We start from the raw sequence: 25,299 nt of genomic DNA on the forward strand, positions 1-25,299 counted from the left end.
ATTTTGTTGCAGGATGGCAAATAGGTTTTTTCCCATTGCCTTCCTCTACTCTCACACCTGTGGAAGATTATTGCAGAATGTCTAAGATAAGTGGTTAAATAATATTTAACGCTGCAATCAATTAGTTCAAAACTTTTTAAACCTTTATCATTAACTGCAAACAGGAAATAGAAGAAAGATGACTTTTAAATAATATTCTAAACTAACGAATTTTCCAAAATCGATGATGAAAGAATTGAAATAAATAATTTCTCCCTCGTTATGGCAAAAGAAGATATTCTCATCGTTGATGACACCCCAGAAAACTTGCGTTTTCTGTCTGGTCTGCTAATGAAGCAAGGCTATACCATTCGCAAGGCATTAAGCGGGCAAATGGCACTGACAGCGATACAAACTGTTATCCCCGATCTAATTTTGCTTGATATTATGATGCCTAGCATGGATGGTTATGAAGTTTGTGAAAAACTGAAAGCCGATCCCAAAACTGCTGCAATTCCTGTAATTTTCTTAAGCGCTCTCAGCGAGGCTTTTGATAAAGTAAAAGCTTTTTCGGTTGGCGGAGCAGATTATGTTGCCAAACCTTTTCAATTTGAAGAAGTTTTAGCTCGTGTTCAGAATCAACTAGAGTTAAGAGCCGCGAAAATCCAAAACCAACAACTAAATGCTCAACTTGAAGAACGAGTTAAAGAGCGGACTTTTCAGCTAGAAGTAGCAAATCAAGAACTGAGGCGAGAAATCAACGAACGGATGCTCCTTCAAGAACAACTCATAAAAATGGCACTTTATGACGATCTTACAGGATTGCCCAATCGAGCTTTATTCATGGAGCGTCTAGAACAAGCTCTCAAATGCACCAAGGAGCATTCAGGAGAGGCGTTTGCCGTGTTGTTTCTTGATTGCGATCGCTTTAAAGTAGTCAATGATTCTCTCGGTCATCTTGCTGGGAACGAACTGTTAATTAATTTAGCTCGCCGCTTAGAAAAATTACTTAGTCAACATCATACTTTGGCTCGGTTGGGCGGTGATGAATTTGCGATTATCTTGACAGACGTTGGAAATATCAGCAGTGTACTCCTTATCGCAGATCAAATCCTTCAATCTTTTGCTTCTCCGTTTCAATTAAATAAACAGGAAATTTTCATCAACGCTAGTGTTGGAATTGCTATGAGCAATCCTAATTACGAGCGAGCAGAACATATATTGCGAGATGCAGACATCGCAATGTATCGTGCCAAAACCTTAGGAAAAGGTCAATACCAAATTTTTGACCCAAAGATGCACGATGCTGTGATTCAAGTTTTACAGCTTGAAAATGACTTGCGTAGAGCCATCGAACGACAAGAATTCATTGTCCACTATCAGCCAATTATTGCTCTTGATACCAGCAAAATTGTTGGGTTTGAAGCATTAGTTCGCTGGGATCATTCTCAACGAGGAATGGTATCGCCTGGATTGTTTATTCCTGTAGCAGAAGAAACAGGTTTGATTAACCAACTTGGCAATTGGGTTTTGCGGGAAGCTTGCCATCAACTTCAGCAATGGTATCAGGAAAAATTGCTCGATCATTCCCTATTTATGAGTGTCAATCTTTCAGCGCGGCAATTTGCTCAGCCAGATTTAATTGAGCAAATTGACCAAATCCTTGCGGAAACCCAACTGAATCCTCAAAACTTAAAATTAGAAATCACAGAAAGTGTTCTGATGAATAATACTCAATCTGTAAAAGCGATTATGCAGCAACTTCGAGAACGTAAAATTCAGTTATGTATTGATGACTTTGGTACCGGGTATTCTTCTCTGAGTTATTTATATAATTTTCCTGTTGATACTCTCAAAATCGACCGTTCTTTTATTAGTTATTTAGATGAAAAAACAGATAGTTTAGGACTGATTCCGGCGATTATGAAGATTGCTCAAACTCTAAATATGAGTGTAATTGCAGAAGGAATTGAAACGGGCGAACAGCTATCTCAGCTAAGAAACTTAAATTGTGAATTTGGACAGGGATATCTATTTTCCAAACCCGTAGAGGGAAAAAAAGCAACAAACTTAATCGTATCGGATACACAGCAATAATATTTAAGCTAAACGTGTAGTCTATGTTACTAGATATAAGTTTAAACTAAATAAAAATAGTTAATTAAATTGAAATAGCACCTATTTTTTTACAAAGATTAACTATTTGGGATGCAGCGATAATCAGCAGGTTGACAATTTTGATACTCTTTTAATTCAAAGCCCAATGGATTCCAATTTAGCAAATACCTTCAAAGCCGATATTCTGATAGTTGATGATACACCAGACAATATTCGATTTTTATCTTCCCTGCTGTTAGATAAAGGATATAACGTTCGTAAATCGATTAATGGTCAAATGGCTTTAACCGCAGTTAAGACACTTCAGCCGGATCTAATCTTGTTAGATATTAATATGTCGGGCATGAATGGTTATGAAGTTTGCGAAAAGTTAAAGGAAGATACTGAAACTTCCTCTGTACCTGTAATTTTTTTAAGTGCTTTGGATGATGTTTTAGATAAAGTGAAAGCTTTTCAAGTTGGGGGCGTAGACTATATTACTAAGCCTTTTCAAATTGAGGAGGTTTTGGCGAGGATTCAAAATCAACTAACAATTCAAAGCCTTCAAACTCAGTTGAAAAATCAGAACTCACAACTTCAACAAGCCTTAGGCGATCTCAAGAAGGCTCAAGCACAACTGGTTCAAAAAGAAAAAATGCTTGGGTTGGGTCAATTAGCCGCAGGAATGGCTCACGAAATCAATAATTCTATTGGCTTTATTTCTGGCAATCTCGAGCCAGCACGCAAATATATTCAAGACTTGCTAAATCTGGTTCGTATCTATCAACAAGAGTACCCAAAGCCTACTCTTCCCATTCAGAAAGCGATTCAAGAAATCGATCTAGATTTTCTGAATTCAGATATTCAAAACCTTGTAGGCTCAATGCAAACGGGTGTAGAGCGAATCTGCACAATGCTCCTGGCTTTACGCATTTTCTCCCGCCTTAATGAATCAGATATTAAAGCTGTAGACATCCATGAAGGGTTGAATAGCACTTTATTATTGTTGCAGCATCGACTTAGAGGAGAAGGGAAACGCCCGGAGATTCAGGTGCTCAAAAAATATGAAGATTTACCCTTAGTTAATTGTTATGCTAGCCAGCTTAATCAGGCATTTCTTAATCTTTTGAATAATGCTATAGATGCTCTAGAATTGAGGATTGGGCAAGACTTTTCTGAATCTTCCAGCCCAACAATTTGGATTAGTACAGAGTTTAGTGCTTGGGAAACGATAATTGTCCGAATTAAAGACAATGGAATTGGCATTGCTGAAGAAATGCGATCGCGTTTATTCGACCCATTTTTTACGACAAAGCCTATAGGTCAAGGCAGCGGGTTAGGGTTATTGACGACTTATGAGATTATAGTAGAAAAGCATAAAGGTCAACTGACGTGTCATTCATTCCCCGGACAGGGTGCAGAGTTTACGATTGAAATTCCAGTACATCTTGTTAAGACCACATAGGCTTAAACGAAGCCGAAAGCGGAAGAGACGCTACGCGCAACTTTTTTAGTCTCCAATTTATCTTCGGGTGGAGGCTCGAAATGTCAAGCAAAATTTTTTCAAATTCCCTAAGATTGGTGATGTAAATGGCGTTCCTGTGGAGGAACCCGTCCCGGTGAGTGATTGAATGGCAACGTGACGATAAATGTTGTTCCAATACCGACTTCACTTTCTACTTGAATCTCTCCCCGATGTAAATCTACACACATTTTGGCAATGGAAAGACCTAATCCGGTTCCTTGAATTGGTCCCACATTGCTACAGCGATGGAAGGTTTCAAACAGACGTTGTTGATCTTTTAAAGGAATACCAATTCCTTCATCTTTTAAGCGGAAAGTAGCTTCTCCATTTTGGAAAACTAAATCAAAGTAGATATTGCCACCTTGGGGAGAATACTTAATCGCGTTGGAAAGTAAATTAGTGAAGATATGCCGCAGCAAGACTTCATCCATTTCAACTTGGGGGGGTTTCCCTTGACAGGTAAAGATAATGTTGTGCTGTCTAGTAGCACAAGCTTGTAAAGTTGCTGTGAGATCCCAGCAAAATTTTTCTAAATCGAGTCGTGCGGGTTTAAACTGAAGTCCACCTGCCTGAGTTTGACCCAAGATCAATACCTCATCTAATAGGTGGAGCATATTGCCGATGGCACCTTCAATCCGCTCGAAGTATTCATTTCTCTTCTGTTCGGTTAAGCTCTGATTGTAGGCTCGAAGTAACTCCGCAGACATCCGAATTGTCGTCATGGGAGTGCGGAACTCATGGGAAACGATGGAAACGAAGTTTGATTTGAGTTGGTTGAGTTCTCGTTCCTGTTCCAGGGCTTTGAGGATTTCTGTCATTGCGAGTTTGCGATCGCTAATATCTCTGCCTTCCACAATCAGCAACACCACTTTCCCCGTTTCGTCCGTCAAGGGCTTTAAGGAAAAATCAATCCACAGCATCACATTCAATTCGCCCTGTACCTGGATCTCATGGCGGACAAAATGACCGTTCGCGGCGTAGGCGATCGCATTTTTCAACCAATCCTGGCTTTCCTGGCAATAACTCCAACATTTTGTCTGCCAGATCAAGTGACCAACATAATCTTCTAATTGAAGACCGCTGAAGTTAAGAACTGTTTGGTTAACTTCCAGGATCTTTCCTTCTGGTGTCAACAACCCCATTAATTGAAATGTCTGTTCAAAAATCCCTCGGAAGCGTCGTTCGCTTTCGTGCAGCTGCTTGAGAATTTGTCCGCGTTCAATGGCGTAGCGGATCGTCCGCACTAGCAATTGCATTGTAATTTGATTTTTGACGAGATAATCCTGTGCCCCTGTTGCCACCGCTTGTAGGGCAAGTTCCTCATCATCAAACCCGGTCAGCACCACAATGGGGATATCTGGTGCAGCTATCCGGAATTGTGCTACTGTGTCCAATCCATCCGAGTCAGGAAGAGAAAGATCCAATAAAGCAACATCCCAGGAATCAGCGCTACAAGCATCAATTGCGTCGCCCAGCCGCTCAACGTGTACTAATTGCCATCCCTCCTGATTTGAGCGCGAGAACAGTTGGCGTAGCAAGTTGGCATCGCTGGGGCTATCTTCCACTAGGAGGACTTGAATCGGCGTTTTGTACATAACTGGGGTTACTCTAGTGGGAGTCTTACTGCTGCCAGCCAGAAATCATTGATCAATTGCACAATCCGAATAAATTGCTGCATATCAACCGGCTTCGTTACGTAGCAGTTGGCACTGAGGTTATAAGACTTAAGTACATCCTCTTCATCGGCTGAGGTGGTGAGAACGACAACTGGGATACGTTTAAGATCGGGGTCTGATTTGACTTCCATGAGGACTTCTCGCCCATCCATCCCTGGTAAATTGAGATCGAGTAAAATCAGGTCTGGACGTGGAGCATTGGCATATTCACCTTCCTGTCGCAGAAATTCCATTCCCGCCTCGCCATATTCAACCCAGTGCAGGTTGTTAGCAATCTTAGCTTTTTTAAATTCTCGGATGGTTAAATTCGCATCGCTGGGAGAGTCTTCAATCAGCAAAATTTCCACGGATCGGAAGGTATAGCGGCTATTCATGCGAGTTCGTGGCTTCTAAGAGTGAAGGGTCAGGCGTGAGGGGAATGGTAAAGTAAAATGTCGTTCCTACTCCTGGTTGCGATTCGGCCCAGATGCTTCCACCGTGACGCTCGACAATTTTTTTGCACATAGCCAGACCAATGCCAGTACCAGGAAACTCTCGACGGGTATGAAGACGCTTGAATATCTCAAAAATGCGATCGAGATACTGTGGCTTGATACCAATTCCATTATCACGTACCGAAAAAAGCCATTCCCGATCTTTTAACTCCGCTGTAATGTGAACTTGGGGCGGTTCCTCACGGCGGAACTTAATGGCGTTGGCGATTAAATTTTGAAATAACTGGAGCCATTGGGTTTTGTCACCGTTTACTTGGGGCAGAGGGTCGTGGGTGATGGTGGCGTTACTTTCTGCGATCGCGACTTGCAAATTGTTTATCGCCTGAAGCAACACCTTCTCCCCATCAATGGAGACAAACGCTTGAGTTCGAGTGCTGACGCGGGAATAGGCGAGCAAGTCTTGAATCAACTGCTGCATCCGCGTTGCACCGTCTATTACATAAGCCATATATTCCTGTGCAGACTCATCCAGACTGTTTTGATACTCCTGCACTAACAGTTGGGTATAACCTGACACTGCCCGTAATGGCTCTTGCAAATCATGGGAAGCTACATAAGCAAACTGCTCTAGTTCTCGATTGGAGCGCTGCAAGTTGGTTGTGAGTTGCTCTAATTTCCGCTCTGCTTCTAACCGTTCCGCAATCTCAGTTTCTAAAGCAGCGTTTGTCTGAGCAAGTTTTTCGGTTGCTAGGATGCGATCGCGAATTTGCTTTCGCAACAGAAAGTAAATCGCAATCAGTAGGCTGAAACTCAACAAACCGCCAATACAAACAACCAGAATGGTATAACGAACGCTTCTATTTGTTGCCGCTGCGCGACGCTGCAATAACATTTGCTCTTCTTTTTGCATTGCAGCCAGTAGCTCTTTAATTTTCTCGTATATCGCTGAGTTCCTATCTGTAAAGGCAATTTGAGCGTTCCTGTCTTCTCCTAAATTCCGCTGTCGCAGCTCAATGGATTCTTGCAGCCCCTTCAGTTTTTCGGCAATCAGAGGTTCGAGGAGAGCGAGCCTCTGCTGTTGGAGAGGGTTATCAGCCGTTAATGTCCGAAGGGTTGTGAAGCCCCGGTTACTTTCTTGAATGCCCTGCCGGTAATTGATCAGGTAAGTGTCTTGTCCCGTGATGATGTAGCCTCGCCTTGCTTTTTCGGCACTGTTGATTCCCGAAAGGGTATGCTCGATCTCTTCCCGGACTTGATAAGTGTGATCTACCCATCTAGAGTTATTCAACAGCCTTTGGACGCTCCAGGAGAAAGTGACACCGACGCCAAACAACAAAAGCAGCGCCAGAGTAAATCCACCGCTAACCATTTTTTCTGATGGTTCTTTCATGCCTGTTTTTTCTTTCGAGCGATTGACTAGTGCAATTGGCAACGCTGGGAATAGGGAGCGACTGAGTTTCCGTCCCAACGAAGGCTCAATCTCTTTGAGCAGATGAAGATGACCTAGAAATACTATAAACAACTAAAAAAAATCTAGCAGTCGATAGATTCATTTGAACAACACCCACTTAGGGAACAAGCCGGACGCGAATCGCTAAACCTTGCTACAGAAAAAAGCGGGCAGATTTTCATCCAACCGCTTATCTCTTAGTGGAGAATAGATTTTGCTTGCGTGCGTAGCTTGTGAGAGATTGGCAGCACGCACAAGCGCGATCGCGTACCCAAAAATTAGCCGTTCCGCACTCAGTCGTTCCTTATGGAGCAAGTCCCGCAAACTTTAACAAGTCAACCATCTTGAAGTCGTGCTTTTGCCCTAAAACTGGCTTCCACTTGGGGTCTTGCCGAAGATAGGATTTGCGATCGCCTTGTAGCAGACCGATGAACACCTCCGCAACAATGCGTCCGCCGACAGGCCCCAGTGTCTTGCCTTGCGCTCTCAGCTCCGCTTCCTTCAAAATATAGAACCACAAGGGTGTTCGCTTGTCGAATCCCAAATCTTTGAGGTCGCGCAGATCGGATGGACTCAGAGGCTCGATTTCCATCGCTCTGGCTACATCCTGACCAGACGGCAAGCTGAAGGTGAGGTGACGCAGCAGATTGCGCTGCGCCAGCGACCGGATTGGCTCTTCTTGTCCTGGCAAACCGGGTGCTGGAAAAGGCAGCGTGAATAATGCACTTGAGAGTTTAGGATCGATCTTTTTGTTGGGCTTGACTTTTCCGTTTTTGAAATCAAAGAAGGTATCCCAGTCAACAAATCGTCGGGGTGCGCGTTTCCCACCGCGCAGGTCATCCGGGTCACAAAGATTAGGGTCTAAACTGAAATTGAAAATTGGTGCCCTAAACTCTGGCATATCCTGAGTGCCATGATTGGCGATGTATCCCGGTCTGACTTGGCTGTGACCGAAGCGATAGGCAGCGACCGAGAACTCAACTGGGATAAATGGCTGGTTGCGCCAGTTGTAGAACCGCCGACCTTTTTTCAGAATGTCATCCACCAAATCCTGTCCTACGGTTGTGGGCAGGAACTCATGCACGATAATCCACTGGTAGTGCCAGCGAACTAGCTTCTGTGCCTCGGTGAATGCATCATTCGGATCTTTGATTCCACTATCGATGACGTAATCCACAACATGATTGTGGAATTTCAGAAATGCCAATTGCATCTGAGAAATAATCGTGTTCTCATCATTCCTTGGGTCGCCGATGAGCGCTATATTTTGGCTATTTCGAGGGAGATCGTCCTTCGACCCTTCCCCACCCAATTTCTCAATCAGGAACTTGATGCCTCCCGTTGTTTTGTCATACAAGTGAGGACTGGCTGCACGACCCGAACCATAAACGTTATCTAGCTCTAAGAAAGGCGTTCGGAAATTTTCAATAGATTCCGGGTCATTTTGTCGCTCAAGGCTAGAGGTGGAATCGAAGGTCATATCATGATCTAGAAACTGCCCCAAAAAAGTGAACCCTGCGGTCATATTGGGGTTATCGGTGTTGCTAGGACTTCCAGGTACGGGGTCTGTTGCGTTTAAATCGTCTTTTGCATCCATCAAACCGCCTGGTTTCCCAAGCTCCATCAGCCTCTGGCGCACTGATTTGGAGTCGCTAGCAAAGGGAGGTAAGGACGGGAATAGCCGACCAAATTTTCCTTGATCGTAAGCAGTGGAACGAGGTGGAACTTGGTCTCTTAGATAGAGTTGTCCGTGTCTAGTCATTATGTTTCCTCCTTGTTGATTACCGTTTTATGTGGCGCTGGTTTTGACCTCTACCTCGATCGAAATTTCTGTTTTTCTTGCGTCCAGATTCCACAAAATTGAATTTTCAGTGTTTCTAATCGCCTAAGTTTTTTGAAAAATCTCGCTCTGATTATCGATTTAGGAAGAGGTCGCAAAATTCGGATTCCTCAAAATAAATTTGGAATTTACCCTACTTATCAGTAATTTAAAAAAAGGGGATTTATGAAACTGGTATCTAGTTAGACGATTTAAAATTGCAGATTGTGAAAAATTAGACAGTAATTAATTTCGGCAATTTAAATCGGCAATCGTAAAAGAAGATGGTACTGCTCGCAGCCGATACTAATTTTCAGGTTGCCAGCCAAATCTCTTTGCTTTACAGATATAACCTTTGCTGAAAGTTTCTTGCCAGTAGCTTATTTTTGGTAACTCAGTTGGGTGTCAGTCGATTGGGCGACTTGAAAAATTTTTAATATTGTGCTAGCAAAATCAAGCAATTGGGCGCGATCGCTACCAGGTAAATTTAAGTACGAACTAATGTATTGAGCTGTACTTGCCTCTAGGCGCACTTGCGATCGCTCAATTTACTCTGCAATTAACTAATCAGTTTCCTAGTAATCAACCACTTACAAAAGGCATATTTGTGGTAGCAAACTTCGGGCGGCTAATCTGCAACCAGACTGATTACTCCCTGGAAATCAGCCACCATAATGTGACAGTTAGTAGATAAAGAAATATTAAGCAGGAGTCAAACTTTGAGCGATCAATTGAAGAAAGGCGACAAGGTTACATGGAAGACCTCACAAGGTGAAACCAGCGGCACTGTGAAGAAAAAACTCACTTCACCCACAGATATCAAAGGACACCACGTCGCCGCATCCAAAGATAATCCTGAATATCTAGTTGAAAGCGAAAAAACTGGGAAAGAAGCTGCTCACAAGCCTGAATCCCTCAAGAAAGAGGAGTAATGCTGAATTATGAATAATGATGTGAAATCAGCCATCGACGAGTTTCACAGCGTTGTTAACATGACTCCGCAGGAACTTGAGTCCTGGCTTAAAACTGAAGATTCTAAAGCTGTTGGGCAGAAGGATGGAGAGGAAGAATCAACAGGTCACAAATCTGGTAAGCGTATCATCGAGCTGTTGCACAAGAAGAAGGATGAGTACAGCGAAGATGATATATCGCACCTTAAGAAAGTGATTAGTTACGTCCACCGCCACAGCGCACAGCAGCCGTCAGGCGATATAGAACACACGCGCTGGCGCTACTCACTGATGAATTGGGGTCACGATCCGCTCAAGTAACTGTAGTTTTACCAAGAAATTGCAAAAACTCTCTCCAATTTCCCAAAAAAATTTCTCGTTTCTTACGCCTGGAAACGAGAACCTACAATTAACAGCACCGACATAGAATTGCAGCGATACGCTTAGCGCGTATCGCTTCGAGTGTTAAAACCATTTTTTCTATAAATGCCTGCTACAAATAAATGCTCATGAGCTGTAACGAGAAAACAATTACCAATTACCCTTTAGTTCATGTTGTAGCCACAGATACAAATGGTAGAAGTATCGCCCAGGATGCCCGCCAGATAACTTATTCGTGGACTGTGCCATCAGGGAGGATTGCACCCGTTAAGATTGCTTGTTGCCAATCAGAGTCTTCCAGGTAGGCTCCCCGTAGGCTAGCACCAGTCAAGTCGGCTCCACGCATTTCTGCCACATTCAAGTTAGCTCCCCACAAATAGGCTCCCCGCAAACTTGCTTCACTTAGGTTGGCTTCACGCAAGCTTGCCATATTTAGGTTTGCTCCCGTCATGTCAGCTTCACTCAAATTGGCTTGACTCAAGTCTGCCTTACTTAAGTTGGCTTCACATAAGTCTGCTTTGGCAAGTGAGGAGTGATTTAGATTGGATGCGTGCAAATTTGCTCTAGATAGAATCGTTACACGCATCTGGGCTTCAGACAGATTTGTGGCTGCTAGGTTGGCACCACTCAGATTCGCTCCATTCAGTTTGGTCTCGCTGAGGTTGACGCCATCCAAGTCTATGCCATTGAGATCGACGCCATTTAAGTAAGCTCCTCTCAGGTGTACGCCGTTGAGTATCGTTCCTCGCAGCAATGCGCCGCTCAATCTGGCTCCACTCAGATTTGCCCAACTTAGGTTAGCATCCACCAAGTTAGCCGACCGCAAGTTTATCCCCCGCAGGTCCGAACCGCACAGGTTAACTCCGCGCAAGTTTGACAAACGCAGATTTACTGATGTTAGGATTGCACCACTTAGTTTTGCTCCGACCAGCACCGACTTAACGAGGACAGCTCCTCTTAAGTTGGCTTTTGTCAAGTCTGTCTCGATGAATCGTGCTTCGTTGACTTTGGCAAAACTCAAATCGGCTCGATGCAGGCAGGCTCCACTGAAGTTTGCTCCGATTAGGACTGCGCGACTAAGGTTTGCCGCTGATAGATAGGCTCCTGAAAAGTCTGACCCGGATAGATTGGCTCTTTCCAGGTTTATCCCTATAAGATTTTCGCCGCTAAAATCTCTTTGTCCTTCTTCATAGCGCTGTTTCAGTTCTTGTGAATCCATAGGGTTTCTCCAGATTCGCTTACAGATAACTTGTCTATTTTTAGAGTTCCCAAATATATCGCCAAAAATGCATTAACTTTTGGATCATTTTTTGATTTAAGTAGTTTAAATTTTATGAATTTTTTTACATAAAAATTAAGACAATGCGATCGCATTGTTAGTGGCTCAATTCTCTTTACTGAAGCGAACCGAGTTTTGCCACTCTAGATGCGATCGCTCTCTTTCCATTGCCAAGAGCAAGTCGCGGACTACAGCCCCGAACTAAATGGGCTAAAAGCTAACATCCGTTGAAACGGGTTCAACCGCTTACCAGTAAGCTAAAGCTTACTTTAGCTTCTCGTCGAAATTTATTTCTAGGCTCGCGTCAGTGCGATGAGATTACTCAAAGGATGCGATCGCTCAAAACGGAATATCATCGTCGTAGTCAATCTCATTGGAAAATGGATCGAACGAGTTGGGCTGAGGATTTTCTGGTGCTGTTTGCAGGTCGATCCAACGCTTCGCCAACTCCAGTGCTTCTGCCTCGGTTTTGGCATTATGGACGGGAATCAGGCATTCTCCACCAGCACTCCAAACCTGAACGCAGAATACTGGTCGTGCTTCAATTAGCCAACCCCTGTAAATTTCTGGTGAACTCATAGCTGATACCACCCAGAGCGATTTTATTGATTATTTTGCTAACCTATCGCGCTCACTTTCGATATAACCGAAAAAAGGCTATTTTTAAAAACTAACACGTTCGCTTCACCGAAAGTGAGTTTTCGGGGAGTTTGTGTAGTATTTTTTGAAAAAATTCATTTTTGTCATTTCATCCAATGAGACAATTCCTCACTCAAGTCTTTCGCCGAATAAAATTCCAGACGCGCTTGATAGTAGCCATTGCCCTGATGGTTCTGGCTACTCAGCTAATCGCAGCGCCAGTAAATGCTACAGGCGTTTATCAAATTCCCAATTTAGCAGCAGGCGATCGCAACTGGATTCTCGATAAAGCTGAAATTCTCAGTCGCCTTACTGAAGGTCAAATTAACACCGAGTTGGATAAATTAGCCAACGACACAGGCAATCAAGTCCGATTTGTGACCATCCGCCACCTCGATTATGGCGAAACAGTGGAAAGTTTTACCAATCAGTTGTTTGAAAAATGGTTTCCCACGCCAGAAGCGCAAGCGAATCAAATTTTACTGGTGATTGATAGCGTTACGAACAACACTGCGATTCGCACAGGTGAAAAGGTAAAGTCTATCTTGAGCAATGATATCGCCAAGAGCATTGCCGAAGAAACCGTGCTGGTGCCACTGCGGGAAGGCGACAAATACAATCAAGCTTTTTCGGATGCAGGCGATCGCTTAATTGCCGTACTAACAGGTGAGCCAGACCCAGGTCCGCCGGAAGTCAAAGATACGGTTAACGTCGAAAGAACCTTTAAAAAGGCAGAAGAAACCGACACTGGCAACGCGACTATCTGGGTGGTTGGCTTACTGCTCGCTGCCACTGTCATTCCAATGGTGACTTACTTTTTCTATCAAGGCTTCTCCGGCTAGTCTTGAACGTACTCCTGCCCGTTAATTAGAGCAAACTCAGCCCTGACAAATTCGCGCCCCAAATAAGCGGCATGATCCAGCATGGTGAGTGGGGCGGACTGAGTTTGCTCAAAAATTTTTATGCAAAGCTCTTTAGCTGTTCTGCCACTATAGACAGCGGTGTGGGTACGTTCTACCTTGCCTCGCACCGGGATGGGTTTGCCAGTTTCGGGATCGACTGCTAAACCGCGTTCGTTAATGATATTCGTGAAATGTTTAGCGCAAATTAGCCCCGCTTCCCGATCCAGGTAAATGATGAAATATCCAGCCGGATCGAGGTGAATATAACGTTTGGAAAGCTGGTCATCAATGGCAGCTAAATCTTGAGCAGTTTGAGGCATAAAAATCAAGAGATTTCTAAACAATCGACACTGTAAACAGGCTTACAGCCTATCTCAAGTTTAGTTCGTTCCTCTATTTCTCCAGAGCTTTCGTGCCTCTTAAGGTTGTTTTATTCATCGCGCTGGGCAAAAGGTAACTCTTGGTTAATTGCATCAATTTCCAGTTGCTCCATTTCGTTGATTTGATGGATGTGAGTCCGCAGAACTTGACCCAAACGCGGATTATAGAATCGATGCATACTGTAGTTGGAAGTAGCTGGGAAACCGCGACGTTTTTTATGACGCCCACCTGCACCGGGGTCGAAGCTTTGGATGCCATGCGCGATCGCCCACTCAATTGGTGCGTAGTAGCAGGCATTAAAATGCAGACAGTCAATGTCCTGGTAGCTACCCCAATAACGCCCATATAGTTGCTCGCCCTTGGTAAGGCAAAAAGACATTCCGATGGGGTGCAGGTCATTCTCCTCGTCGTAGGCGGCAACAAATAACACTCGATGACGATACTGGGGATACAACTGTTCAAAAAATCGCCGAGTTAAATACTTACTTCCCCACCAGCCAAACTTGTCGCACGTATCGGCGTAGAAGTCATACATTAACGAAAACAGCGGCTTTGGAATCTCATCACCCGTGAGGGTTCTGATTTGCAAACCGGCTTTTTCTACCGCCTTGCGTTCCCGTTTGATGTTACGGCGCTGATTCGCGTTAAACGCGCCCAGGTAGTCATCAAACGTATTAAAGCCCGTATTTTGCCAAATGAAACTATGGTGCAGCCACGGCGTAAAACCGTGTCGTTCCAGAATCGGTCGCCATTCGGGGTCTACATAGAGGAAATGACAGCCACTAATCCGATTTTTTTGACAAAAATGGTCAATCGCCTCCACCATTAGCTCGGTTAGCTCATCCTCATCTTCGCCAGGGGCAATTAAGAAGCGATAGCCTTCCGCTGGGGTCATCGGAGACATTCCCAGCAATTTTGGATAGTATTGCACCCCTAAGCGTTGAGCTAAATCTGCCCACTGATGGTCAAATACAAATTCACCATAACTATGCCCTTTCAGATAAAGCGGTGCAGCCCCAATTAGCTGCCTGTCTCGCCATATCGTTAGGTGAGTGGGTAGCCAACCCGTTTTAGCGCCGACGCTACCAGAAGTTTCCATATTGTTGAGCCAATCCCATTCTAGGAAAGGCGTTTTCAACGGCAGAGCGATCGCGTCCCACTCGGCTTGGGGCACTTCAGCGATTTTATTAATCCAAGCAACAGAATAGCGGGGTTTCAGTTGTTCCACCATTTCAGAAATCGGGGGTAGAGCGTTGATTGCGACTCAGACTGGATGAGAAAGCCTCTTCTAGGGTAATGGAACTTTCCCGATCTCATCAAAGAGAAAGAAACAGAAGGCGATCGCTTGTGCAAAAACTTATAAATTATTTATTTTGAATCCGCAGCAACGTCTGCTGGCTGATTCAAGACGCAATTTAATAAAAAGCAGCCGCTAGTACCAAGCTTCTAGTGCTGTAAATCATCAAGGCTTTTTGTATTTATGGTCACTTATGAAGTTCATACTGGACTCATTCTCCAGCTAGAAGATGGGTGCAACACGAGTAGTTACATTAGTTATAAGTAAGCCAAAGCTTTAAAAATTCCACTGCCTTGCAAGCTTTACAGGAAAGGCAGAAAATAGTGGTTCTCTTAAGAAGATGCTTGGCGAGAGAAGGATAGAGCTTCTCGCCAAGCACATTTTCCTTGTAGAAATTCAGCTAAAACCGCCGTAAGTACAATCATCACTAATTGAGCAGAGTTTTCACCCCATTCCATCAATCGGATGGATTTTTCCGCAGTGTTCCATCAGGAGAGGCAAATGCCTGGTCACGACATTATCGTTATTGGAGCTTCCGCCGGGGGGGTAGAAGCCTTGACTCAATTGGTCGCTGATTTGCCGTCGGATCTTCCGGCTGCGATTTTCGTCGTCGTTCACTTTCCAGCGTGGGGTAAGAGTATTCTGCCGCAGCTTTTGAATGGTTCCTTGCACGCAGACCATGCTAAAAACAATGAGAAGATTGAGTATGGGCGAATCTATGTAGCACCGCCAGATTATCACCTGCTGGTGAAGCGCGGATATATCCGCTTGGTGCAGGGGCCAAAAGAGAACAACGCTCGTCCGGCAGTCGATCCCCTGTTTCGCACCGCAGGGAGGGCGTATAAACGCCGGGTAGTCGGGGTGGTATTGTCGGGTACCCTCGACGATGGCACGGCGGGACTGATCGATTTAAAGCGGCAAGGGGGCGTGGCAGTCGTTCAAGACCCAACGGACGCTTTTTTCTCAGGGATGCCAAAGAGCGCCATCGAACACGCAGATGTTGATTTTATCCTGCCGCTGTCGTCAATCGCCCCTGCTTTAGTGCGTCTAGCCCATGAAACTGTGGCAGAGGAAGGAGCCAGCACTGTGTCTAGCGAAAGCGAATTTGATACGGATACCGATATTGTGGAAGTGGATGGAGCCGCTTTACGGGAACGGGGAAAGCCTGGAACCCACTCAAGCTTTACTTGTCCAGATTGTGGCGGGAGTTTGTTCCAACTGAATGAGAGAGGATTGCTCCAGTACCGCTGTCGCGTGGGGCACGCTTATTCAGCAGAGACTCTGGTAGCGGGGCAGTCTCAGGCTCAGGAGGAGGCGCTGTGGGCCGCAATCCGTTCTCTAGAAGAGCGTGCGGAGCTGATGTATAAGATGGCGAAGTATTCGCGCGATCGCAACAAAACCTTGTCAGCACAGCGTTATGAAGCAAAAGCTAAAGAAGCGGAACAACGCTCTGATTTCATCCGGCAGGGGCTTTTCCAAGGTCAATTGCCTGCGACAGTACGGCTAGCCGAGAGTGAGGAATCAGGCGAGAGTGCAGACGGAAATGGAAATCCGGACTCCCCTTTCAAAGTAGTGGTGCTGGCGGCATCTGAGGGGGGGCTGAGAGCCTTAAGCCACATCCTGCCTGCCTTCCCCCCGGACTTTCCGGCAGCGATTATTGTGGTGCAAAAACCCGACATTCAGTCTGCCTCCAGTTTGATAACCGACGCTTTAAATCGCCCTACGACCTTGCCACTCAAGCAGGCACAAGAAGGAGAGCTATTAAAACCGGGGATGGTCTACGTGGCTCCTCCAAATCAGCATCTACTCGTCACCCCGGAGGGAACTTTTTGCCTGTCTGGGGCGGTACTCGTGGACTTTGCACGCCCCTCTGCTGACTTGCTATTGCAGTCACTGGCGGCGAGTTTTAAAGAACGGGCGATCGCGGTTATTCTCTCTGGAATTGGCAGCGATGGTGCAACCGGGGTGCAGGCAATTCATAAGATGGGTGGATTAGCGATCGCCCAAGATGAAAGTACATCGGAATTTTTTGAGATGCCTCGCGCCGCCATTGAGACGGGAAGTGTAAATTTCGTTCTCCCCCTCCACGAGATCGGGTCTACCCTCGTAAATCTCGTGGTTTCTCCAGTGTAGATTTGAGAAGTAGAGGCGAACAACTGTTCGCCCCTAAAGGCGGTCGAAACATTTAATCAAGGTGAAGCAGTTCCAGCCTTGATCAAGCCGTCACGATATAGGGTGAGTTGATAGCTGAGACTCGGTTAGCATTCACCAAGGCTTGATAAACGATTGCCGCTACTTCCGCCCGCGTTGCATCGCGGGTGGGGTTAAGTTTTTTGAGCGTTGGATGATTGACAACCAGCTGCTTTTGGGCGGCTGTTGCGACCTCGTCCTTGGCATAGTCAGGAATGCCCGTGCGGTCATCGAAGAAGTTTAACGCGGTGACAGCGCCCCCGGTTAACTTTAGTCCATTCACCAAGGAGACAATCACTTGGACGCGCTGGACATTGTCGTTCGGTTTGAAGGTTTTATCGGGGAACCCAGAGAGAAATTCACCGCGATAGGCTTGTTGAATCGCAGCGTAACCCCAGAAACTGTTTGCCACATCTTTGAAAGCGATCGCTTCTCGTTTGGCAGGTGGGGTAAAGGCTTTTGTCAATAAGGCAGCATATTGCGCTCGCGTCAGACTGGCATCGGGTCTGAAGGTTTTGTCAGGAAAACCGCTGATAATCTCTTGCTTCACTAATTCCTGAATAAAAGTCTCAGCCCAATGACCTTTAATATCGGTTAGCTCAAGGACTGGAGAGCCACCGCCACCACCACTGCCACCGCCACCGCCACTGCCACTGCCACCGCCACTACCACCGCCACCGCCACCGCCACTACCACCGCCACTACCACCGCCACTACCACCGCCACTACCACCGCCACTACCACCGCCACCGCCAGCCGTATCAGTAGGAGGAAGCTGATTGTCGAGCAAGTTTACGCTTCCCTTTACTTTGTCGGGATTCATTTGATTTCCCGCCACAACCAGCTGGTTTGAGCTGCTATTTTGTAAATCAAATTTAGTGTTGTAGCGCAGGATATTTTTTCCTGCTTCGGTGGCACTGCCCAGATCCGGTAAGGCATTTCCAATCACCGTCACACCATCATCAGAGTTTCGTTCGCTCAGATTATTCCGCAGCTTGGGACGTGCATTTCCAGAGATGACAATCCCAGATCGGTTGCCTGAAATTTGGTTATCTACCACCAATGGAGAGGCACTATCCGCAATGCTCATGCCATAACCCGTATTTTGGCAAGTATTGCCTCGAATTTCGCCTTTGGCATTTCCTGCTAGCGAGATGCCATTGCCCAGATTTTTAGTAAATACATTATTGGTGATGACCGGGTTGCCATCACCCGTCACAAAGACTCCCTCGCGCTTGCTATTAGTAAAGGTACAATTGGCAACCGTGGAGCCATTCGATTCTATCCAGACAGCAGTTCCGCGTGTAGCCAGGTTGGTCGCAGTTACGCCCCGGAGTTGAGCATTATTGGCTAAACTGACCGTCACATTTTGACCGCCAGAAGAGTTGGGGCTACTGTAGGTTCCACTTCCTTCAATCAAGATGCCACTGCCTTTATTGGCTTCATTCCCCACAACCTTGACCCCAGCCGGCACCTTGAGGGGAAAGACTTCACCGCTGGCTGCATTGTAGTTCCCGACTGCCAGTTGAATGGTCGTATTAGATTGTGCTTGTTGGAGAGCTTTGGTAATCGTTTTAAACGGCGCTGACTGGCTGCCAGCAGCGCTATCATTTCCGGTCGTTGGATTGATAAAAAAAGTTTGAGCCATAGTGATATTGAAACAGAGTAATTCGGAGGTGTGGCAACAAAAATCTGCAACCAGAGTAGCGATCGCTTGCAAATTTACTTGTTTTATGCAAGCAATTCAGACGGCTACATCCCCTATAAGAGCCTATCCGGAAAATTCGGCAATGATGGTTAAGAGAAAGACAAGCTTTTAAAAGGGCGAATAGAAGTGCAGGCGTCCTACTCCCAAATCTAAACCGTAAGCTTTCTCTCCGGCTGGAAAAGCTTTGATTCGGAACAGATATACGCCGCTACTGAAGGGGTTACGTACCGGATCGAGACCAATCGTAACGGTTTTACCTGGAGGTACGGGAGGATCAAACATGACTGAAATGGTGTTTGTCTGGCTATCTCTTATGACTTTTCCCAGCCCTAACTTCTTGCCTTTGTTTCCAGGCTTCCCTACAAATGCTTCGCTGTCGTTAAGTTTAAATCGAATTATCTCTAATCCCTCGTTTTGGGTAATCGTCACTTGCCCAAGCGGTTCACCAGCATTTTCTGGCAGACTGACGGTGAAATAATAGGTAGCTCCCCAGACATTAATCCGGTCAAAGGTAGCCGTAGCATCTATTAAGCGAGGCGGTTTTTCAAAGGAAACAGTTCCATCTGCTAGCTGAATCGCCCTAGATGAAGGACTCAAGACTCCCCAAATGCTAGCTATTACCGCTAGGGTTGAGCTGAAAACTAAAAAAGAACGCATAGCCAAGTACCAAAGACAAGAAAAGATTCATTTACTCGGAACTATTTTGAATTTAATTTTGTCGTGATCTATGGCAAAATCCCTCTACAGTGGGAGGTAATTCTCAGCCATGATGTAGATGAACTACATTTTTGTTGGGCATTATCTTTAAAGTAGGAAGGCTAAAATCGGTGATTCTAGGGCGGGGCAAAAACCGGGTGGCAACTATGCACGAATCGGGTTCTGATGGTTTGAAGGTTTTATCAGCAATCGAGTTTCAAGGGAGAGGGTGGAGTCAGAGGACTGCTAATTTGATGAAGTCTTTTGCTCACAAGCGAATTGCACCCATTAGTTTAGTGACATTGCTTGGTTGTGGGGGAGCAACTTGGCTGGCAACGGCTGCTTTTATACCGCAGATTGCCCAAGCTTACACTGCTCGCTCTGAAGTTGCCTTGGTTCGTCAGCCAGCAGAAACTTACGAAGGTTTTGTCCGCAGAGCCGAGGTAGTGGCTAGGGCGGCGGCGCAGCGCAGCTTCGATCGCGACATTTTAGTGACTGACGTTGCGGTGATGATTCTGGGGCAAAATCAGGGAGCGATCGCGCCGATTCTTTCTTTAAAAGTAACTCGCGGAGCCTGGAGAAGCCGCCCCGATACCCCCCGCTGGGCAACCTACTTCCCCAATACCAAGTCTTTACTCGGTTTTGTCGATGACGTGATGCCTTCCGATCAGCCCGTCCCCGCTACTGCCGAACCCCCCCCAGCACCAGCACAGGGGGCACCTGCTACACCTCCCCCACCAACCGCAGTGCCCGGTAACATTAGGGATGTCGCGCCCGGAGCGCCTACAGGGACTCCTCAGAACCAGACACCGGGAACAGCCGCTCCCGCAGCCCCCGGTACTCCTCAGAACCAGGCACCCGGAACCGCAGCCCCAACTGCACCAAATGCACCAACTGCTCCCACCTCGCCAACGATTCCCTCTTCACCAGCATTTCCTGGCGGTAATGTAAATCCCACGGAAACGATTCCCAATCCAACAGAAAACATTCCCAATCCAACAGAGAACATTCCCAATCCCACTACGCCAACCACTGGAACGGGAACCACCGGACAGGGGCGATAAAAACCGCCCAAATCAGCGTGTGAACCACCGCGCACACCTCTCTGCTCAGTGCCTCATCGGGAACGAACAAGGGTGAGACAGTCGAGAAATTCGCCCGACTAGATTGAACTGGTCAAGGGATCTCTTAGAATAGGAAGGCTGTAAACGATTGCTGGAGTTACGATCATGGCGGTTCCTAAGAAGAAAACATCAAAATCCAAGCGCGATAAGCGCAAAGCCACCTGGAAGCACAAGGCGACAATTCAAGCTCAGAAAGCTCTGTCTTTGGGCAAATCGATTCTGACTGGGCGTTCTAAGTTTGTGTATCCAACCCAGGAAGAAGAAGCCGAAGAAGAATAATTATCCTAGAGGTTGCTTTTCGTCTCAGCCTCCTAGAATTTCCGAGCGCCTTTGGGCGCTATTTTTTTGGATATAAGTGCATATTAAGAATTAGAGTACACAAAACGCCATCTCTACTAGACTCATGCTAGGAAAATTTTTCAAAAAACCAGAATCGGAGCAGAGCGAACGGGTTCCTCCCGGTCAATATCTGACGAAAGGCTTCCCGGTGCTGACCTACGGCAACACTCCGCAGATCGATACTGACAACTGGCAATTTCGCGTCTGGGGTTTGGCAACCGAAAAGACTTTCAGCTTGGCAGATTTTATGGCTCTGCCCCAACATAACTTTACTGCCGATTTCCATTGCGTCACCCGCTGGTCTAAACTCGACGTGCAGTGGACTGGCGTTAAGGTGACAGACTTTATGAAGCTGGTGGAAGTTGACCCGAAAGCCGTTCATGTTATGGAACACTGCTACGGCGACTACACCACGAATATTCCTTTAGAAGACTTTCTGCGAGAAGAAAACTTTTTTGCTCACACTCTATTTGGGGAACCCCTACCAGCGGAACATGGCGGGCCGATGCGGCTAGTTGTCCCTCACCTTTATGCCTGGAAAAGCGCCAAATGGATTAACGGCTTAGAATTTCTCCCGCAAGAGGAATCGGGTTTTTGGGAGCGCAATGGCTACCACCGGCGGGGAGAACCGTGGGCAGAAGAGCGATATAGCTATTAAAGGAGTAGGAAAAGAGAGTTTTGAGTTTTGAGTTATAAAAGAATTCTTTAATTCAAAACTCAGACGCAATAAATCGCGCCTCTACAATTTAAAACTTTTTCCTCTTAACTAATTATTTCATCAGCCACTTCAGGATCTTGAGCTTGTCTTTATAGGGAGCGTATCTCAACTTCATATCAACGAGAAAAGATTTGTTGAGTACGCTTTTTTGATGGGAAAATGTCTCAAAACTTGCCTTGCCGTGATAACGACCGATGCCGCTCTCTCCGACGCCACCGAAGGGTAAATCTAGGACACCAACCTGCATAACGGTATCGTTGATGCAAACACCGCCTGAAGAGGTTTGTTGCAAGACGGTTTGTTGCTTTTGTTTGTCTTTCGAGAAGAAGTAGAGGGCTAAGGGTTTCGGTTTGGCGTTGACAAGCGCGATCGCTTCGTTCAACTCTGTATATTCTAGGACTGGCAGAATTGGACCAAAGATTTCTTCTTGCATGACTGGATCTTCCCAGCCCACGCGATCGATGACGGTAGGAGCAATGTATCGCTCAGATGGATTAGTCTCTCCACCAATCAAAACATCCCCATCTAGATATTTACAAAGACGGTTAAAGTGTTTTTGATTAATAATTCTGCCATAATCAGGGCTTTTTTCCGGTTCATCCCCATAAAAATCGTGAATACAATTTTTGATTTGTGCGAGCAAATCTCTTTTAATTCTTTTATCTACTAAAAGATAATCTGGGGCAATACAAGTTTGACCTGCATTCATGAATTTACCCCAAACAATCCTTTTCGCAGTGTATTCCAGATGAGTATCGGCATCTACAATACAAGGACTTTTGCCGCCCAATTCCAGGGTAACGGGCGTCAGATGTTTGGCTGCTGCCGCCATAACAATTTTTCCAACTTCGCTGCCGCCTGTAAAAAAGATATAGTCAAACTTTTCTTCGAGTAACTGTTGGCTAGTTTCAATACCGCCTTCTACAACAGCCACTACTTCAGGATTAAAGTATTTAGGGATAATCTCAGCTAACAGATGGGATGTATTTGCAGCTATTTCTGAAGGTTTTAAAATCGCACAGTTACCGGCTGCGATCGCACCCACGAGAGGCGAAATTAGTAGCTGCAAGGGATAGTTCCAAGCTCCGACAATAAGAACTACACCCAATGGTTCCGAATAAAGCTGAGCTGAGCCTAAAAATTGGGTAATCGGTGCCTTTATTTTTTTCGGTTTTGTCCAAATATTAATATTTTTTAAAGCATAATTAATCTCCTCTAAGCAAACTCCTATTTCTGATAAAGCAGCTTCAAACACTGATTTGTTTAGGTCGGTTTGCAAAGCCTTAAAAATAGCGGCTTCATTCTCTAATAATGCTCTTTTTAAAAGCTTTAAATGTTGAATTCTAAACGATATGTCTTTAGTTTTTCCGGTTGCAAAAAACGTTTTTTGCTGAGATACGATGTTACTAACTTTTGGTGGTACTAGCATTTTTTCTCCAATGTTGGATTTTAAATTTTAGACTCTATACCCTTTGAAATCCAAAATTTAAAATCCAACAGTAAAATTTCATATTTGAGCAGGCAAGCGAACTCTAAATAAACTACCTTTACCCAACTCGGATTTGACTTCTATTTCACCTTGATGAGCTTCCACAATTCTACGCGATAGATGCAGCCCTAAACCGCTGCCAGAACGCTTGTGGTTCCCTTGGCGAAATCGCTCAAATAAAACTTTCTGGTCTTCTAGGGTGATACCAGGACCTGTGTCGTTAACGTCAATAACGATGGCAGGATTCGCGGAGTTACTTGTATGGGAGCCTACCGACGCATGGACAGCAACTGAACCGTTATCTGTAAATTTGATAGCATTTCCGATTAAGTTCGTTAGAACCCGATGTATTTCCATGCGATCGCCGACTACTTTGAAATCAAGCGGATGATTGTCGGCGCTGTCCCCTAAATCCAGCTTCAGGGTGAGATTCTTTTCCTCTGCTAAGGGAGAAAGTTCTTGAACTACTTCCTGAAGTAGTTTCCGCAGGTCAATTGGTGAGAAGCTCAGGGTTTTACGACCGGCTTCATAGCGATAGACTTCTAATAAAGTATTCACCATCGCTAGCAAGTTGCGGTTGCTGCGATCCATTGTAGCGATCGCTTCTTGCATTCCTGGCGAGAGTTCTCCTAAGGCTCCTTGCCTAAATAAAGCCAGCATCCGCTCTGCGGCGACGATCGGCGTCCGCAAGTCGTGGGTGAGCCAGGAAACGAAATCTTCTCGCTGACGGGCAATTTGATCGCGTTCGTCCACACTATGCTTGAGCCGCAGAAGCGATCGCACCCGCGCCAGCAATTCGTCAACTTGCACTGGCTTGCGAATAAAATCATCTGCTCCGGTATCTAATCCCTCTACCACGCTGGCGTGATCGTGGGCTGTGATCAGTAAAATCGGGATAAATGGCAACTTAGTATTATCACGGACTCGCCTCGTGACTTCATATCCATCCATCCCCGGCATCATCACATCCAACAAGACCAAGTCTGGTGGAGATTGTTCAATCTCGTTTAAGGCAGAACGACCATTTTCCGCCAAGGTAATTTGATATCCCTCTTCTTCTAAAATGGTTTGAACCAAAAACAAGTTATCGGGAGAATCATCCACAACGAGAATGCGGTCAGTTTTAGAAGGTTGATTGAGACTCGAATGATTCTTCATGGAAGCGATAGGTTAACAACTCAAGTTTATTGAAATTAATTTTTGTAAATTAATCGTGCATCACGTAACATTCTTTACGCCTAAGGTATCATTTTGCCTCATTCTACAGAAGGATTGTTGGGGATCTTTACCGAATCTTTGCTTCTTTGGCTTCTATCCAGTGTCTGGACTAGCTAAACGACCTTAGCAACAGAAAATTAATTATAAACCTTTAGGATGACGGTCATACTTTTCTGTCATCTGATACATCTGGCTGCTCATTGCTGGAAAGAAAAAATCGCAGATATCTAGTTTATTTACATCTATAAATTAAGCAAAACGGGAAAGATAAGCAGTAGCGAAGTCAATTTCCTCGTGCGGATGGATAGGTAAAAGAGGTCTTTTGGGCGATCGCGCTCAAGATAGAAATTTGAGTGGTTGGTAATGAGACAGCTTTATCTACAGGATGGACGTGGAAGCGATCGCTTTAAACTCTCCGCTACTTGGCGGTCTGCGTTCTATGTTGACTGCGTTGTTTCCCTCTGTTTAAATTTTTACGCCTCAGGATAGATTGACCAACCCCCCCAATTTCAGTCATCAATGAAGAGCAGATTCAAAGTTGGAAAGTATGGGTCGCTTAGCACCTGAATCTAGTCGAACCATTCGCAAACAACAACGCCCTGATTATCGTCCTTCGCCTAAAGTTCCTGTAAAACTGATCGCGGGCATCTACTTTTCTATACTTTTATCTATCTTTCTAGGGGTGCTACTGCTGAGCAGTGGCAGGATGACGATTGGCGGGGTTCCGTTGCCAATCTTGATGAGCTTCTTGAGCGATGATGCGGCACGAAATGCTTATTTAGCAGGAGAACCCGCAGCACTTCACGACCGTCTTGAGGTGATGGGCATCGAGGAGCAAATCAAAGAATATTATCGACCTCAAATTTCTGATGAAGCAAAACTAGACCAACACATTCACCAAATTCTGTATGACCGCACTGGTTATGTGGGGGCACAATACGAGGTGAATCCGGAAGGGGTATTAGTTTTGAAAAATAGATAAGTAGAGAAGCGATTAGTTGCATCTCT

At 45.5% G+C, this 25,299-nt stretch carries 22 protein-coding genes; 10 read left to right on the forward strand and 12 right to left on the reverse strand.

Annotation, left to right across the window (positions count from 1 at the left end):
- The first annotated feature begins 261 nt into the window (after positions 1–261).
- Positions 262–2,076 (forward strand): GGDEF domain-containing response regulator, encoded by a 1,815-nt coding sequence (locus NC994_RS09900; RefSeq protein WP_190440177.1) that lies wholly within the window; start codon positions 262–264, stop codon positions 2,074–2,076.
- Between the two features lie 166 nt (positions 2,077–2,242).
- Complete coding sequence (locus tag NC994_RS09905; protein ID WP_190440180.1) at positions 2,243–3,541, forward strand: response regulator; 1,299 nt, start codon at positions 2,243–2,245, stop codon at positions 3,539–3,541.
- Positions 3,542–3,648: 107 nt separating this feature from the next.
- Here NC994_RS09905 and NC994_RS09910 read toward each other — a convergent pair whose 3' ends face one another.
- The 4 genes from NC994_RS09910 to NC994_RS09925 form a co-directional block, all read right to left on the reverse strand.
- Positions 3,649–5,196, reverse strand: coding sequence for an ATP-binding protein (locus tag NC994_RS09910; protein WP_190440183.1), 1,548 nt, complete (start codon positions 5,194–5,196; stop codon positions 3,649–3,651).
- Positions 5,197–5,204: 8 nt separating this feature from the next.
- Positions 5,205–5,651 carry a response regulator gene (locus NC994_RS09915; RefSeq protein WP_190410245.1) on the reverse strand — a complete coding sequence of 149 codons (447 nt, stop codon included), beginning with the start codon at positions 5,649–5,651 and terminating at the stop codon, positions 5,205–5,207.
- Positions 5,644–7,101, reverse strand: coding sequence for a sensor histidine kinase (locus NC994_RS09920; protein WP_190430038.1), 1,458 nt, complete (start codon positions 7,099–7,101; stop codon positions 5,644–5,646). Before NC994_RS09920 ends, NC994_RS09915 begins: the two co-directional genes overlap by 8 nt.
- A 364-nt stretch (positions 7,102–7,465) precedes the next feature.
- Positions 7,466–8,923: a heme peroxidase family protein gene (locus tag NC994_RS09925; protein ID WP_190440186.1), complete on the reverse strand. Its 1,458-nt coding sequence runs from the start codon at positions 8,921–8,923 to the stop codon at positions 7,466–7,468.
- Positions 8,924–9,699: 776 nt separating this feature from the next.
- Here NC994_RS09925 and NC994_RS09930 point away from each other — a divergent pair.
- Positions 9,700–9,912 (forward strand): DUF2945 domain-containing protein, encoded by a 213-nt coding sequence (locus NC994_RS09930; RefSeq protein ID WP_190410242.1) that lies wholly within the window; start codon positions 9,700–9,702, stop codon positions 9,910–9,912.
- A 9-nt stretch (positions 9,913–9,921) separates the two neighbouring features.
- The gene (locus tag NC994_RS09935; RefSeq protein ID WP_190410241.1) at positions 9,922–10,251 is read left to right on the forward strand and encodes a DUF3140 domain-containing protein; all 330 of its coding nucleotides are present in this window, start codon (positions 9,922–9,924) and stop codon (positions 10,249–10,251) included.
- 289 nt (positions 10,252–10,540) lie between these two features.
- Here NC994_RS09935 and NC994_RS09940 read toward each other — a convergent pair whose 3' ends face one another.
- Both NC994_RS09940 and NC994_RS09945 read right to left on the reverse strand, forming a co-directional pair.
- Positions 10,541–11,530, reverse strand: coding sequence for a pentapeptide repeat-containing protein (locus NC994_RS09940; protein ID WP_190410240.1), 990 nt, complete (start codon positions 11,528–11,530; stop codon positions 10,541–10,543).
- A 399-nt stretch (positions 11,531–11,929) separates the two neighbouring features.
- On the reverse strand, positions 11,930–12,169 hold the full coding sequence (locus NC994_RS09945) for a hypothetical protein (protein WP_190410239.1): 240 nt from the start codon (positions 12,167–12,169) through the stop codon (positions 11,930–11,932).
- A 176-nt stretch (positions 12,170–12,345) separates the two neighbouring features.
- Here NC994_RS09945 and NC994_RS09950 point away from each other — a divergent pair, with 176 nt between their 5' ends.
- A complete protein-coding gene (locus tag NC994_RS09950; protein WP_190440189.1) occupies positions 12,346–13,071 on the forward strand; it encodes a TPM domain-containing protein in 726 nt (241 codons plus the stop codon).
- Here the strand turns inward: NC994_RS09950 and NC994_RS09955 are convergent.
- Complete coding sequence (locus NC994_RS09955) at positions 13,068–13,451, reverse strand: DUF4346 domain-containing protein (RefSeq protein ID WP_190410237.1); 384 nt, start codon at positions 13,449–13,451, stop codon at positions 13,068–13,070. The genes NC994_RS09950 and NC994_RS09955 overlap by 4 nt on opposite strands.
- A gap of 110 nt (positions 13,452–13,561) precedes the next feature.
- The gene (locus NC994_RS09960; RefSeq protein WP_190426850.1) at positions 13,562–14,743 is read right to left on the reverse strand and encodes a GNAT family N-acetyltransferase; all 1,182 of its coding nucleotides are present in this window, start codon (positions 14,741–14,743) and stop codon (positions 13,562–13,564) included.
- A 567-nt stretch (positions 14,744–15,310) separates the two neighbouring features.
- Here NC994_RS09960 and NC994_RS09965 point away from each other — a divergent pair.
- Positions 15,311–16,942, forward strand: coding sequence for a chemotaxis protein CheB (locus NC994_RS09965; protein ID WP_190440190.1), 1,632 nt, complete (start codon positions 15,311–15,313; stop codon positions 16,940–16,942).
- An 82-nt stretch (positions 16,943–17,024) separates the two neighbouring features.
- Here the strand turns inward: NC994_RS09965 and NC994_RS09970 are convergent, their stop codons facing one another.
- Together NC994_RS09970 and NC994_RS09975 are read right to left on the reverse strand one after the other, a co-directional pair.
- Complete coding sequence (locus tag NC994_RS09970; protein WP_190440193.1) at positions 17,025–18,647, reverse strand: DUF1565 domain-containing protein; 1,623 nt, start codon at positions 18,645–18,647, stop codon at positions 17,025–17,027.
- Positions 18,648–18,815: 168 nt separating this feature from the next.
- Positions 18,816–19,364, reverse strand: coding sequence for a DUF2808 domain-containing protein (locus NC994_RS09975; RefSeq protein ID WP_190440196.1), 549 nt, complete (start codon positions 19,362–19,364; stop codon positions 18,816–18,818).
- A 170-nt stretch (positions 19,365–19,534) separates the two neighbouring features.
- On the opposite strand from NC994_RS09975, the gene NC994_RS09980 reads away from it, so the two are divergent.
- From NC994_RS09980 to NC994_RS09990, 3 genes are all read left to right on the forward strand, one after another.
- Complete coding sequence (locus tag NC994_RS09980) at positions 19,535–20,467, forward strand: hypothetical protein (protein ID WP_190440198.1); 933 nt, start codon at positions 19,535–19,537, stop codon at positions 20,465–20,467.
- Positions 20,468–20,632: 165 nt separating this feature from the next.
- Complete coding sequence (rpmF, locus tag NC994_RS09985; protein ID WP_190410231.1) at positions 20,633–20,806, forward strand: 50S ribosomal protein L32; 174 nt, start codon at positions 20,633–20,635, stop codon at positions 20,804–20,806.
- A gap of 124 nt (positions 20,807–20,930) precedes the next feature.
- Positions 20,931–21,524, forward strand: coding sequence for a sulfite oxidase-like oxidoreductase (locus NC994_RS09990; protein ID WP_190440199.1), 594 nt, complete (start codon positions 20,931–20,933; stop codon positions 21,522–21,524).
- Positions 21,525–21,636: 112 nt separating this feature from the next.
- On the opposite strand, the gene NC994_RS09995 is transcribed toward NC994_RS09990, so the two are convergent.
- Together NC994_RS09995 and NC994_RS10000 are read right to left on the reverse strand one after the other, a co-directional pair.
- Positions 21,637–23,013, reverse strand: coding sequence for an aldehyde dehydrogenase (locus NC994_RS09995; RefSeq protein WP_190440203.1), 1,377 nt, complete (start codon positions 23,011–23,013; stop codon positions 21,637–21,639).
- 78 nt (positions 23,014–23,091) lie between these two features.
- A complete protein-coding gene (locus NC994_RS10000) occupies positions 23,092–24,231 on the reverse strand; it encodes a hybrid sensor histidine kinase/response regulator (RefSeq protein ID WP_190410228.1) in 1,140 nt (379 codons plus the stop codon).
- Positions 24,232–24,838: 607 nt separating this feature from the next.
- On the opposite strand from NC994_RS10000, the gene NC994_RS10005 reads away from it, so the two are divergent.
- Positions 24,839–25,273: a hypothetical protein gene (locus NC994_RS10005; RefSeq protein WP_190426776.1), complete on the forward strand. Its 435-nt coding sequence runs from the start codon at positions 24,839–24,841 to the stop codon at positions 25,271–25,273.
- Positions 25,274–25,299 lie beyond the last annotated feature (26 nt).

It is taken from the genome of Trichocoleus sp. AS-A1, assembly GCF_039962015.1.
In the GTDB taxonomy this organism is placed as follows: domain Bacteria; phylum Cyanobacteriota; class Cyanobacteriia; order Cyanobacteriales; family FACHB-T130; genus FACHB-T130.